Origin of the sequence: Flavobacterium succinicans, from assembly GCF_001662485.1 — a bacterium.
Classification (GTDB): Bacteria; Bacteroidota; Bacteroidia; order Flavobacteriales; family Flavobacteriaceae; genus Flavobacterium; species Flavobacterium succinicans_A.
Genome location: NZ_JMTM01000035.1, coordinates 1 through 15,322 on the forward strand (window position 1 = coordinate 1; position 15,322 = coordinate 15,322).

The 15,322-nt window shown below is 34.5% G+C and carries 8 protein-coding genes; 2 read left to right on the plus strand and 6 right to left on the minus strand.

Translation table 11 applies throughout. The features are described 5' to 3' along the window. The 5 genes from FLB_RS05530 to corA form a co-directional block, all read right to left on the minus strand. The coding region (locus FLB_RS05530) for a hypothetical protein (protein WP_157490555.1) at positions 1-1,141 on the minus strand (1,141 nt) is incomplete at its 3' end. Between the two features lie 2,115 nt (positions 1,142-3,256). Then, positions 3,257-4,480, minus strand: a complete 1,224-nt coding sequence (locus FLB_RS05540) for a porin (protein ID WP_064715268.1) — start codon at positions 4,478-4,480, stop codon at positions 3,257-3,259. Between the two features lie 96 nt (positions 4,481-4,576). Continuing rightward, positions 4,577-5,773: an acetate/propionate family kinase gene (locus FLB_RS05545; protein ID WP_064715269.1), complete on the minus strand. Its 1,197-nt coding sequence runs from the start codon at positions 5,771-5,773 to the stop codon at positions 4,577-4,579. A gap of 194 nt (positions 5,774-5,967) precedes the next feature. Then, complete coding sequence (pta, locus tag FLB_RS05550; protein ID WP_064714973.1) at positions 5,968-8,061, minus strand: phosphate acetyltransferase; 2,094 nt, start codon at positions 8,059-8,061, stop codon at positions 5,968-5,970. Positions 8,062-8,108: 47 nt separating this feature from the next. Then, entirely contained in the window at positions 8,109-9,179 is a 1,071-nt protein-coding gene (gene corA, locus FLB_RS05555) for a magnesium/cobalt transporter CorA (RefSeq protein WP_064715270.1), read from the minus strand. Between the two features lie 333 nt (positions 9,180-9,512). Between corA and FLB_RS05560 the strand changes: the two genes are divergently transcribed. Together FLB_RS05560 and FLB_RS05565 are read left to right on the plus strand one after the other, a co-directional pair. Beyond that, positions 9,513-12,068: a zinc-dependent metalloprotease gene (locus FLB_RS05560; protein ID WP_064714974.1), complete on the plus strand. Its 2,556-nt coding sequence runs from the start codon at positions 9,513-9,515 to the stop codon at positions 12,066-12,068. Between the two features lie 323 nt (positions 12,069-12,391). Beyond that, entirely contained in the window at positions 12,392-13,717 is a 1,326-nt protein-coding gene (locus tag FLB_RS05565) for an ammonium transporter (protein ID WP_064714975.1), read from the plus strand. Positions 13,718-13,793: 76 nt separating this feature from the next. Here the strand turns inward: FLB_RS05565 and FLB_RS05570 are convergent, their stop codons facing one another. Then, positions 13,794-14,894 (minus strand): ParA family protein, encoded by a 1,101-nt coding sequence (locus tag FLB_RS05570; RefSeq protein ID WP_064714976.1) that lies wholly within the window; start codon positions 14,892-14,894, stop codon positions 13,794-13,796. Positions 14,895-15,322 lie beyond the last annotated feature (428 nt).

Consider the following 15,322-nt stretch of genomic DNA (forward strand, 5'->3'; position numbering starts at 1 on the left):
TAACTCCATCTGGATTTCTTAATTCAACTTTCAACGTATTGGTAGCACAAAAATATACTGCTCTATCAGTAAAACCTGACCCGCCAGAAACGTCTCTATCGCCTAATATAGTGAATCTATATCGTACAGAACAGTTTGAAAAAACTGTTTCTGTAGCCGCACCTACCGATAAAAAATTATTATCCATACTAACCGTACTTGTTTTGGAAATCGTATTACAGCCCCCATTAAAAGTGGTAGTAATTACATCTCCATTTTTAAGTTGTGGCCCTGAGACAGCAACTGGATCATATTTAAATCGTGCAGAACCTGAAACATAAGTTAACGGATAATCTACTCCTGCTATAGTAATTTTGGCATTTCCTGCCAATTGAAGGTTCGCTAAAGAAGCTGCATTGACATTAGATAGATTCACAAATAATCTCACATTATCACAAGATGCAGTGGCGCTTGAACAATCTCTTTCGTAGTTAAATGGTCTAATATCAAAACTCATTGGACTACTAAGGTTTTGAACCGTAGTAGGGCTTTGGCTAACCGTCACGGCGCAACCCGAGTCGTTGTTAGCTAAATCTCTAACAGAAATATTTACTTGCTCAGCTCCTGGCATGTTAGGAAAAGTATGGCTTCTATTGCTTGTAGTAAATGACTGTGTACCTGTAGAGCTAGTCACCGAATATAAGAAAGGACCAAGTCCGGTACCGTTTGCAACATTGATCGTTAATGTTCCATTAGGTGTATATCCAGGCGCATTATTTCTACAAGTAGGAGCGGTACTGCTTGTGCTAATATTCATATTAACATAAGAAGTAGTAAGTACTACAGGATTACTTGAGAATGGAACTGTTGTAAACGCATTTGACAATGCAACTTGATAACTTCCAGCCTGTAAGGCACTAAATACAACAGCACCTCCTGTCGTAGGAACAGATTGTTGGATAGGAGTACCGCTTGGGAGTCTAATTATTTGGGCTGTCCAACCGCTACAGTTAGTAGATGCTGGTACATTAACCGTAATGGAACCATTTGAGAAACAAGTTCCATTTGTTGGTGTAACTGTAAAATTTGCTGTATTACATTGCGCTAAACCCCAAAAGGAAGATAGCAAAGCAAGTACAATATAGACTTTAATATATTTCATTAGTAATAGTAATTTTAGTTCGTAAGTAAAATAGCATTTGGTTATATATTCATAAAAAATCAAATTCATTAACAAATTCCTATAAGGATAAAAGAACCCCTCTCCTTTTTCCTTCAGTTCAATAAGAAATACCGGTTTTGTCAAATAAACCAAGTATTTAAACGTAATCTAATAACTACAAAATATCAAAAAAAATTTACAAAACTAATAGACTATTATTCATACGCCATTGGCGATCAAAATTTTAAGAATAAAATCGATAAACTGTATAGTTCTTTCGATTAAATGCAAGTAATCTTCTAAACAGAATGTCCATAACATATCTTTAAAGGCGAAAAACATTTCTAATACAGGATATGCACTTTATTTCATCAAAAATCACTAATGCTTTAGATCCAGTGTTTAAACTTTTATCTTTGAAAGCAAGAGTGAAAATATATTTGGTTATTTTCTATACTCCAATTGTCAAAAAACAGACCACTTAGAAAAACAGTGAGCCAAACCAAAATTGTGCATCTAAAATTTAGTGTGATTTTTAAAAATCGTAAGCGAGGGAGTGAAGATATACGTGCTATGCAAACACTAGCAAAACAAAGAAATTATATTGGCAAATGAGGTTGTTTTTAGAATTACAATGATTAACATTTTTTTATCTAATTTAGAAATGTTGTTACCCTAAAGCCCAATACAGTTCTTTTTTTTGGAAGAAATTCCAAAAAACGGAATTACGTTTGGTAAATGAATCGCTTCTAATTACAAACTTTGAAGCAAATGAAAATAATAATCTTTGAAGAGTTCCTGTAATGATTTTGAAAAGTATTTGTAGTCGCCAAGATGGTTTAAATTATAAGTCACCAACCACGAACTTTGCATATACCTTAAACCCCAGAATTTATTTTAGACCTCGCAGCGAAAATGAGTTGTTCAATAAAATCTAGAGCTCACGGACTGTTTCTGGGGATGTAATATCCTGTACTTTGAATTTAAAAATAGGAGAACCAAGCAAAGCGTATCTTGAACTCCTACTAATTTACTAACTCGTGAAAAAAGATCTTGATTTTGAAGAAGACATCGAAGATTGTCTTTGAACTAAAAAATAATAGCACAAAAAATAGTGAAGTAATTTAGTTATAGTAGATTTCTAAGGCGATACCTGCGTTATACATATTCACTCTTTCCAAATTAATAGAAAAGCATTGCAATAAATTGTTGCAACTAAGGATTCTTGTTGGTTTATTTAGCAAGTATTTAATTGAATATTGAACGGTCAAATTTTGAAATAACTTGAAAAAACAAAGCTATAATTTCCATAGGAAGAAGGTGTTATTTTTGCTGTATAACTCAAAGCTAATTTGAGATACAAAATTTAACAATAAAAAAAGAGTTTGATATCCTTTGGAGTTAAATTTGGAAATCGCTTACTTAAATTTGAATATTTCTTTTTCTACGGTAGCCACGTATATATCGTCATCAATCAAGAAGCCATACGATATCATATCAGGAAAAGATTTTTTTATACTTCCTTTCTCATAAACATAAAGCTGATTGAAGAATTGAAAATAAATAGCATCCTTAAGTTTAAACAATTTTCAGGTTGCTTCATTTTCATTCTCAAAAAAAATATTTTTCCCCTTTGTAATTGGAAAATAGAACATCTTACCCCCACTCCTTTTACAATGGCCAAATTCTATATACGAACCAGAATAAATTCTATCCCCATCAGAAAAAACAGAACGGATAATCGTCTTGTTGGACAAAAAGTATTTCTCCCAAACAACGCCGTTGTAACGCAATAGGTAATGATTGTTAGCAAAGTACATGGCTTTATCTTGACCCTGCACTACACTCCAAACTTCGTTATCGCCTTTGCAACTTGATTTATCATAATTTTCAACGAAAGCAAGTAATTCTTGCGATTGACAAAATAAACTTAACAGTAATAAAAAAAGGAAAAGTACTTTTTCAAAATAGTGATTTTATCCTCGAATTTAATAGGTTTTTAACAAAAAAGCTTCTGAATTCAGAAGCTTTTTTAATAAAATAGAATTGCAAAATTTATTCTTGCTTATTTAGCAAGGCTGCTATAATCTTTAAATCACAGTTAGCAAGCTACAATTAAATCCCAATTTCAACCTGAAAACGAACGTACCAATTATTTTTAGAGGTTCCATCATAATACTTCAAGGTATCATAATTGATTTCGCCTTGTAATTTAAAGGTATGTTGCCAAAAATACTTGGTAACACCTAAGCTCACCTCTTTTGTATTTGGAGTTAATAATTTAATATCATCACCCACTTTTTGAGTAGAATACCTTCCGATAATTTCATAATTAGTCGGGAAACAATAACTCAATTGATAATCGAAACCGTGCCCTACAAATACATATCGTTTTTGGGCTAGATCTTTTGGATTGTAAGTAATCGCGTTTTCTGGTGTTGATCTAGACATATAACTACTCATTGCTGCCCATCCGTTATACTTAAACATCATATCCAGCAAAATGGAGTTCATTGTTCTTTTTTCATATAAATCACTGCCTAATTGTCCTTGTGTCCTTTGGGCATTCTTATTATGCTGATACGCTCCAGATAACAGCAATTTTGGTTTCTTTTCTCTTAAAATATCACCCTCAAAAGTGGTTCCGTCTTTGGAAAATGACCCAAAAGGAAATAATTCTACTTTACCTGTAAATGCCACGCCTTGATCTACTTTATTAGTTACATTTCTACCTTCTCCTGTACTAATGGCCCCTTTTAAATTATAAGAAAACGTATTTTCATGCTCATGAATGTTATGAACTTGAAACCCAAAATCACGATCTAAAGTAAACTTGGCATTATTGATGGTTCTATCTGTTAGTTGCAAAGCTCCTGATGAATTCACACGTTGTCTATTGCCTGGTAATTTAGTCTGTCCAAAACTGAAATTCCAATTTTTATTAGGTCTATAAATTAAAACTGCATCTCTAATAACATTCAAATTTTCTCCTTCGACAATCTCTCCTACATCACCAGGTGCAAACGACAATTGTATAGCATACAAAATTTTCGGAGAACCCACATACCCGTCTAATCGCAAACGCAATCTTTTTATTTGCGCATCATACCCACTTACACCGTCCTCATTATCCATATAACTCACCCGATTTTGCATTCTAAACCTAATATTCAATTGATACAAGCTATCGGGCGACGTAATACCAATTCCTTTTCCGAAACTATAATAAGGAAGCGTTGATAACTTCAAGTCATTATCTCCTTTAGGTTTTATAGGGGTTTCTTGGCCAAAAACAGTAAAACAAGTCAAGAAAACAAGAAACGAAAAAAATGATTTCAATGGATTTTTTTTTAAATAAATAAACAACAGTTCTTACATTCGGAGCGCAAATATACTTTTTAAAATTAAAAATACATCTTCTATCTTTGAGATAATTTAGCGTAATAAATCAAACACTTGATTGGCAATCTCTACTTCCTCATTGGTTGGAACCACCAATATTTTTGTTTTAGCACTTGGTGTATTTATTTCTCTGATTTCTTTGGATCGGATACTGTTTTGTTCTTGATCCAATTCAAGACCAAAATACTCCATATCAGCACAAACTAATCGACGAATATAATCTGAATTCTCTCCAATTCCAGCTGTAAAAACAATAGCGTCCAAACCATTCAAAACAGTGGCATACGAGCCAATGAATTTTTTAATTCGATACGCGTTCATTGCTAGTGCCAATTGACATTCCTTATTACCAGCCTCTGCATTACTTTCTATATCTCTCAAATCGCTGTAGCCTGTCAAACCTAGCATTCCGCTTTGTTTTTGCAACAAAGCATTCACTTCGTCTGTAGAATAACCCAAAGATTTCACCATATAAAAAATCACCGATGGATCCACATCACCGCTACGAGTTCCCATAATCAATCCGTTCATCGGTCCAAAACCAAGCGTGTGATCTATACTTTTTCCGTCTTTTACAGCCGTCATGCTACAACCATTTCCTAAATGAATAGTAACAATTTTATCAGCTTTATGCTTAGCCGTTTGCGTTAAATACTGAATCGCCTTTTCAGAAACGTATTTGTGACTGGTGCCGTGAAATCCGTAAGCACGTATTTTATTTTCGGACAATAAGTAATTTGGAATGGCATATTTGTAGGCTTCAACGGGCATCGTTTGATGAAAAGCCGTATCAAAAACCGCTACTTGTTTGGCCGACTCAAAAATTTGTTCAGCCACAATAATTCCCTCCAAATTAGCAGGATTGTGCAAAGGAGCCAATTCAAAAAGCTGACGAATTTGATCCTTAACCTCAGTTGTAATTTCAACCGTATTCGAAAAAGAACTTCCTCCGTGCACCACTCTATGACCCACCGCTTTAATTTCTGAAGTAGACTGAATCACCCCAACTTTTTCATCCATCAACAACTGCGCAATTTTTTGCAACCCCACTTTATGATTGGCTATTGGCAATGATTCCACAATTTTATTTGTTATTGTGGTGTAGGTCAAATTAGAAGTATCCAACCCAATTCGGTCAATCATCCCACTACAAATCACCTTTTGTTCTGGCATTTCAATCAATTGATACTTTATCGATGAACTTCCTGAATTTATAATTACAATTTTCATATATGTAAATTTTATTATTTTGTTTGGCTTACAACCAAGCCTATTTATTTCATTTTTTGAAGCGGCAAAAATACGCTTTCTTGTAGTCAAAGTCCCGTCATCCATTGCAATCTTTTGCCTCGAAAAAAATCGATGCAAAAGGATTTTCATTCCTACCGGGGCTAAAAGGCAACAACTTACCTTTTGGTAAACATTTACAATCCTTGTGCTTGTATGGCTGTAATTACCACCGTATTGATGATATCATCTACCGTACAACCTCTACTCAAATCGTTTACCGGTTTGTTCAATCCTTGCAACATTGGACCAATCGCCAAGGCTCCAGTTTCTCTTTGCACCGCTTTATAGGTGTTATTTCCTGTATTCAAATCTGGGAAAATCAAGACACTTGCTTGTCCTGCAACTTGTGAATCTGGCATTTTACTTTTACCCACACTCATATCTACCGCAGCGTCATACTGAATTGGTCCTTCAATTTTAATATCAGGACGTTTGGCTTTTACAATTTCGGTAGCCGCTCTCACTTTCTCCACTTCATCCCCTTTACCAGAAGTTCCAGAAGAATAGGACAACATCGCCACTTTAGGATCTATTCCAAATGCCAAACTCGAATCCGCTGATGAAATAGCAATTTCTGCCAATTGCTCTGCGGTTGGATTTGGATTAATCGCGCAATCCCCAAAAACAGAAACTCTATCTTCTAAACACATAAAGAATACAGACGAAACCACAGATGAATTAGGTTTGGTTTTTATAAACTGAAGCGCTGGCAAAATCGTGTGCTGGGTGGTATGCGCCGCTCCCGAAACCATTCCGTCAGCATGTCCCTTGTACACCATCATCGTTCCAAAATATGACACATCTTCCATTAAATCCCTTGCCATTGTAATCGAAACATTTTTTGCTTTTCTCAGTTCAAAATAAGTGTTTACATAATCCTCATAATGCTCTGATTCTTTTGGATTTACAATAGCAACTTTATCAAAATCAAAGTCTAAACCAAGTTCTAGCACTTTGCTTTCTATTTGTTTTTTATTTCCAATGATGGTAATATCGACTACATCGATTAGTTGCAAACGCGAAGCCGCTATCAAAATTCGGTCATCATTACCTTCTGGCAACACGATATGTTTGCGGTGTTTTTTAGCTCGTTTTACCAAATTGTATTGGAACATTTTTGGGGTAATTCCATCTGATTCAAAAGTGGTAAACTTTTCTGCCAAAGCATCGATATCTACATATTTTTCAAAAGTTGCAATCGAAGTTTCGATCTTCTGCGTATTATTAGCATAAATTTTCGACTTAATCGCACCTATTTGATTCGAAATATTATAAGTTCCTGCTTCAACGGTTAATATTGGTACCACAGACGAAAGTCCTTCAATCAATTTCAGAATACTTACTTCAGGCATAATATTTCCTGTCAAAACAATGCCCGAAACCGAAGGATAATTAGCCGATTCATTGGCTTGTAATGCCCCCAAAATAATATCTGCTCGGTCTCCAGGAGTTATAATCAAAGCGTTTTCTTTAAGATGCAATAAATAATTATGCAATTGCATCGCACCAATACTGTAGCTTCCGGTTTGATTGTTCAAATATTCGTGACCAAATAACACCTTGGCTCCTATTTCGTTCACAATCTCTTGAACTGTTGGGTTGTTCAAACTTGAAATTAGTGGAATGGTGTTGATTAAAACAGAACTTGGTAAATTCTTTTTCAAATCATTCGTTACCAGCTCTATGTTTTGAGGCTGTACTTTATTGGCTATTACCGAAATCACTTCTACATCTTTTACCTTGAAAGTATCGTAAGCCAAATACAGACTGTCTACCAATTCGTCGAGTGTTTTACCAATTCCTGAACCAATAATTATGGTTGGGATTCCTAAATTTTTTGCGATAAGAACATTAATTCCCATTTCAATAGCTGTTCCTTCACCAATAAAACTAGTGCCTTCAACCAAAACAAAATCGAACTTTTCTTCTAAAAGCTTGAATTTCTCAATAATTACATCCAGCACTTCCCCAATCTTTCCTTTGTTCTTTTTCTTAATTAATTTGCTCTTGGTAAAAGCATACGCCTCCTCGAATTTCATATCCAATCCAAAATGAGAAATAACGGTTTCGATATGATTATCAAATTGTCCTTCTTTAAAATCCTCGATAATGGGTCTAAAATATCCTACTTTGGCAGTTTTACCTATTAACAACTGCATTAATCCTAAACTGATAATCGACTTACCACAATTTTGCTCACTAGTGGCTATGTATATTGCTTTATTCATTGTAACTAATTTTAATCATTTTCTTATTTTATATTTCTCTATAAATTCTAAAACCAACGTCTTTTTTTAAAGTAGACGACCATCGCAATTCCTATCGCTAACATCAATAATAGCACATAGAAATAACCATTTTGATAATGCAATTCAGGCATGTTCGCAAAATTCATCCCATAAACACCTACTATAAAGGTCAGTGGAATAAAAATGGCCGACACTATAGTTAGCGTTTTCATAATCTCATTCATTTTGTGGGATTGCGTCGTAAAAAAGAAATTAGAAGCACTTTCTAATAGCCCCATATCCGAATCAATTTGCTCCAAAAGTTCTAATGTTTTTTGGTGCAAACGAGCAAAAAACACAAAACTATCGGATTGCATGACATTAAAAGTATTATCGTCTTTTATACTTTTTATATCATACAATGAATCCCGGAGTGGCAAAATGGCTCGTTTTAAAAAATTAAAATTATCCCTATGTTTTTCGATTTGTTCCAAAATTATGGGGTTCGAACTAGTTTTAGATAAAATCATAATTTCTTCCAAACGATCTTCTTCATTCTCAATGGTGATGTAGAAATTTTCCATTACAGCATCGAGTAAGGTGTACAAAAGATAATCGTTTTTTTTGGTTCGCAAAATAACCGAATTCTGTCGAATACGATCTCTAATATGGGAAAAGAAGTCCGATCGTTTTTCTTGAAACGAAATCAACAACCCATCCTTTAGCAAAAAACTAATTTGCTCTACACTTAAGTTGTCTGAATGCTCGGTTGGCAATATCGATTTAATATTAAAAAACAAACGATCGTGTGTTTCTTCTAGTTTGGTCCTTCGAGAAGTATTCAACACATCAGACAATACATAATTATCAATAGAAAAATGAGTACCTATAGCTTTAATCAATTCTAGATTGTTTAATCCATGAATATTCAACCAATTGTTTTTAGTAAAATCTACTAATCTGTTCAAATCATTTATTTCAAAATCTGCATATTCAGAAAATCCAACCGAATCATAAACAAAGAGTTGCATTTCGGACACTTTATTTTTATGAATTCCCGTATATTCTAGTCCGTTTGGCTGAACTTTTCTTCCTTTGCGGTATTTTATTTTTCTCATGAATTGCATTTATATAGTAATATTACGAAAAATAAATTAATATTTATTTGATATCAAGAGATTTACCCCCTACAAATTCAAAATTGATCGCCCTCTTTACTCCTTATTTTTTTTGGCAAAAATAAATTAAAAAAAGAGGATAGCTTATGAGAAAAATCATGTTTTTTCACCAACCTGTAGCTGTCGCGAATAATTGTTAATTTTTAAATTTTAACTTACAAAAATGCGCTTTTTTTGTTTTTTTTTAATAGGTTTGAAGCTAGAAAACTATTTAATTATAGATTTTTCAAAAATACAATATCAATCTATTACCACTAAAAAATTCAAATCAACATGTCAAAAACTAAACTATTGCTACTGAGTACCGCGCTACTTTTTTGCTGTACCGAAGGCACTTTTGCACAAAGCAAAAAAAAGAAGGATGCAGGTAAAGAAGTTCCAAAAGTAGAACAAAAGGCTCCTGAAAAAAAAGGACCAAAACCGTACAACAAAGTAGTCGACTCTACCGCAGTTACCCAAAAAGGACTTTTCGATATTCATAAAACTACCGACAATAAGTTTTTATTCGAAATCAACGATTCGCTTATTGGAAAAGAAATCATGACGATTACCCGTTATTCTAAAACTCCAGCTGGCGGAGGTGTTTTTGGGGGCGAAGAAGTAAATCGTCAAGTCATCAAATGGGAAAAAGGAGTCAACAACAACTTATTGTTGCGCTCAATTACACACGTAATTACTTCTCCAGATGAAGACAAACCTATTGCACAAGCGGTAAAAAATTCATCAGCTGACCCAATTATTGGCAACTATGAAATTTTAGCGTTCAAAAAAGAAGGAAAAGAAACCACGGGTTATGTAATTGATGTTACACCAACTTTTGAATCGGATGTACAAACTTTCTCTTTGGATCCGATAAAAAAACAATTACTCAACATTCAAGGATTTCAAAAAGACCGCTCTTTTATTCAAAAAATGAGCAGCTATCCAATTAACGTTGAAATCAAAACGGTAAAAACGTACGCTACCACAGCACCACAACTTTCGTTAAACCCAACGCCTAAAATTGGAACCAACTTACCTGCCGCATTAGATGCAGGGGTTGTGACTATTGAATTGAATACTTCGATGTTGCTCTTGCCAAAAGTGCCAATGCGTAAAAGAACTTTCGATGCTCGTGTAGGTTTCTTTGCGAATCAAATCGATGTTTTTGAAGAAGAATCTCAAAAATCAGATACCGAAATTTTTGCCGTTCGTTGGAAATTAGAACCTAAAAACGCTGAAGACGCTGCCAAACAAAAAAGAGGAGAATTGATCGAACCGAAAAAACCAATCGTGTACTACATCGATCCTGCTACGCCAATCAAATGGAGAAAATACATCAAACAAGGAATTGACGACTGGCAAGTAGCTTTTGAAAATGCGGGTTGGAAAAATGCTATTCGTGGCGAATATTGGCCAGAGAATGACCCAACGATGAGTTTAGAAGATGCGCGTTTCTCTGTATTGCGCTATTTTGCAGCCGATATTCAAAATGCATACGGTCCAAACGTACACGACCCAAGATCTGGGGAAATCCTAGAAAGCCATATCGGATGGTACCACAACATTATGAGTTTGTTGAGAAACTGGTATTTAATTCAAACTGCGGCTGTTGACCCAGCAGCAAGAAAAAAACAATTTGATGACAACCTAATGGGCGAATTGATTCGTTTTGTTTCTTCTCACGAAGTGGGACATACTTTAGGGTTACGCCACAACATGGGCGCAAGTACCGCAACTCCAGTAGAAAAACTTAGAGATGCTGCTTTCCAAGAAAAGAACGGCCACACCTCTTCTATCATGGATTATGCACGTTTCAACTATGTAGCGCAGCCAGAAGACGGCGTAAAACATTTATTCCCAAGAATTGGTGATTATGACAAATGGGCCATCAAATGGGGATATTCTTATTTTGCTGACGCCAAAGATGAAAAAGCAGAAAAAGCCATCTTGAATGAGATGACCAAAGAAGCCTACAAAAACCGTCGTTTGTGGTTTGGAACAGAAGCTAGCCCTTATGATCCTAGATACCAAACAGAAGACATTGGAGACAATGCTATGAAAGCTTCTGCATACGGAATCAAAAACTTAAAACGCATTTTACCCAACTTAATCATTTGGAGTGCCGAAAAAGGAGAAAGCTATGCCGAATTAGAAGAAATGTACAATGCTTTGACTGGACAATTCAGACGTTATATGGGACACGTGACTAAAAACGTAGGTGGTATTTATGATACGCCAAAAACCTACGACATGTCTGGGAACCAATTTGAAGTAGTTCCAAAAAGCATTCAAAAAGAAGCCGTTACTTTCTTGAATACCCAATTATTTGCTACACCAAAATGGTTACTAGATCCTAACGTATTATCCAAAATCAATCCTGAAAGTGGTGTGGAAGCGATAAAAGCGATGCAAGACGGAACCCTTTCTAACTTATTGGCTGGAGACAGAATGGTGCGTTTGATGGAAACATCAGCTATTGACGCACAGAATTATTCAGTAGATGAATTAATGACCGACTTGAAAAAAGGAATTTTTTCAGAATTAACTGGTGGCGCCAAAATAGACATTTACCGCAGAAACATTCAAAAATTATATGTGGATAAAGTAATTGCTATGCTTAAACCTGGTAACGCAGTAGTACGTTCTAACAGCGTGGGCGCAGCTTACGGAATGAATTCAAGAACCGTAAATTTAGCCCAAACCGATTTGCCGTCTATCGCTAGAGGACAATTGATTGGTTTGAAAAATGAAATGAAAGTGGCCGCAGCAAGAATGGATCGTTTGAGTAAATTCCACTTATTGGATTTAGTAGCGCGAATTGACAGTGCTTTGAATCCAAAATCATAAGCTAACTTTTAGTTGAATAGCAAAAAAGGTCTCGTTTTATAGCGAGACCTTTTTTTTGATGGTGACTAGCTGTTATTACTCAAAAAAAGACAAAAAGACCAACTCATTTCCTAAAATTAAATTAAAAAAACCTTTTTTATGGTTCAATTTACAAAAATGTCATTTTGTCAAAATTTAAAATTTAGCACCAAATTTACACACACCCTTAAAATTATAGGGGGTAAAATATCAAATTAATAAAAATTAATTTTTAATTGTAGTTTTTTAAAGGGGTATGAAATGATTTTATATTTTTAACCCATATTTAACTAAAACAAAAAACTATGCGAAAGATTATTTTGAGTGTGATACTGATCACAATTTTGGTATTATCTGTTTTTTCAATTTATTTCCAAAGCGAAACTACAACGTTAGGCGCTCATGTTGTAGCTTTAAAACTAGACACAGGTGACACCGCTTGGATGATTGTAGCTTCTGCCTTAGTGTTAATTATGACGCCAGGTCTTGGTTTTTTCTATGGAGGTATGGTTGGCAAAAAGAATGTAATTAGTACCATGTTACAAAGTTTTATGGCTATGGTCATCGTAACAGTTTTATGGGTATTGGTTGGATTCGGATTATGTTTTGGCCCTTCTATTGGAGGAATTATCGGAGATCCCACGAGTAATTTTATGTTTCAAGGCGTAAATGCGACCACTGCCTGGGAATTAGCCCCTACTATTCCATTCATATTGTTTGCCTTTTTCCAAGCAAAATTCGCCATTATCACCCCTGCATTAATTACCGGTGCATTTGCAGAACGTGTTCGTTTTTGGGCTTACTTATTATTCATGGTTTTATTCATCATATTCATCTATACCCCATTATGTCACATGACTTGGCATCCTGATGGATTATTCTTCGGATGGGGCGTATTAGACTTTGCTGGAGGAACTGTAGTACACATGAGTGCAGGTTGGGCTGCTTTGGCTGGAGCAATGTTCTTAGGCAAAAGAAAAGTACAAAAAGTAAACCCAGCTCGTATTACTTATGTTTTATTAGGAACAGGTTTGTTGTGGTTTGGATGGTTTGGATTCAATGCAGGTTCTGCTGTTGGAGCAAGTGGCTTAGCTGCTCAAGCTTTAGGAACCACAACGGTAGCTGCTGCTGCTGCTGCAATGGCTTGGGTTTTCTTAGACAAAATAGTAGGTCATAAATTATCTGCAATGGGTGCTTGTATTGGTGCAGTTGTAGGATTAGTTGCTATCACACCAGCTGCTGGATTTGTTACTATACCACATGCTATCGCTATTGGTATTATTGCTAGTATGGTGAGTAATTTTGTATGCGGCAAGTTCCCTAAAGGAAAAATTGACGATGCTCTAGATGTATTTGCTTGTCATGGTGTAGGTGGTATGGTAGGAATGCTTTTAACCGGTGTTTTTGCTTCAAAATCTGTGAACTCAATTGTTGGTGACAACCAAGGATTAATCTACGGTGACGCTACCCTATTCTTAATCCAATTAAAAGCTTTAGTATTGGTATCCATCTTTGCTTTTGCTGCTTCTTATGCTTTATTCTTTATTGTAAACAAAATCACTCCTTTGCGTGTAAGTGAAGACAAAGAGGAATTAGGATTAGATATTACCCAACACGGAGAATATTTATAGTAAATCAACTCCCAAAAATAGAAAATGGCTATTTCGTCTGAGACAGCCATTTTTTTTATTCTTCTGTGAAATACCCTTATACATCTGTTTTTTTAAAATAGGTAGCCGAAACATTTTCTACTTTATTGTTTTCAAAATACAAATACAAATATTTCTTTTGAAATAAATTACCATTGTCTGTAAGTCGATACATCCACACATTGCTGTGTTTGTCATTAAAGGACTCACCAAAGATATTACTAATATCCGTTTTGTTCAATCCTTTTAGTTTGTTAAAATTATCTGAATATAGATTAAAGCTTTCTCTTGATTTATTAATGGGCAATTCTTCAAAAATAGCACTTAAATCACTATTTTTATTAGATTCTTCTAAAATTTGATTCAGATTCTTACCTAAATTAAATTTATTCACATTTTTGTTGTTTTCGATTATCTCAGATGCTAAAGATAAATACTTTTTTGCTCCAATACAAGTGGCATCATACTCAATGATTGTTTTTTCAAGACTTTGAGATTCAGACAACTTTACATTTCTCGGAATCATAGTTGAAAATACTAATGATTGAAAATTTTTAATAATTTCATTGACGATTAAAGTGGAGAAATTTAAACGTTTATCATACATGGTGATTAAAACTCCTTCTATACTTAAAAAAGGATTGTAGTTTTTATTAATAGTCTTAATTACGCTAAACAAATTTGTTAAACCATGAAGTGCATAATATTCGCATTGAATAGGAATTATAACAGAATCGGCAAAACATAAAAAACTCGTAGTAATAAAATTTAGGGAGGGACCACAATCAATTATTATATAATCATATTTGGGTTTTAGATATTCTAAAGACAATTTGAGATCATGATTGGTGCCGTACAGGTTTTTGCCTTTAATTTCTAAATTGGCCAATTTTATAGTTGTTGGTACTAAATATAAGTTGGAGGAGTTTGTAGCCCAAGGCTCTATTTTATTCTCTTTATAAAAATTAAACAATCCTAATGTAGAGGTTGCATTTGGATTTTGTAAATTACCAAAGGAACTTGTTGTATTGCCTTGAGGATCTGCATCAATAATTAAAGTTCTCTTTTCCAAAACTGCGAAACTTGCGGCAAGATTTATTGAAGTAGTTGTCTTTCCTACTCCACCTTTTACATTTGCAATTGCAATTATTCTACCCATTTTATTGTTATAAGCATTCTGGTAAAACTATTCCAACCATTCCGGCGCAAAGCGCACCACTTTTTTTATGATGTTTAATGTTGTTAAAATTAAATAAAATCTTCAGTTATTTTCTCATTTTTTTTACGCAATGATTCGCCCTTGTCTTCGAACCGAATTGCTGAGTGAATTATGCTATCCAAAATTGCATCATAATTGTATTTTTCTTGAATTAAATCATACTAATTTTTCAAAGGAACCTAATAGTTTGCATATGTAAAAATATTTTTTTTAATCAATGAACTGTTCGCACGACTTTCAAATCTGCCTTATCAAGGCATTTACGAACAGTCCGTTGGGCATTGTTTTTTATTTTTATGTCCTCATCGGCAAACTTCTACCTCATCAAATTTGGGTAATCTGTAGTGGCTTCGACTATTTCATAAAAG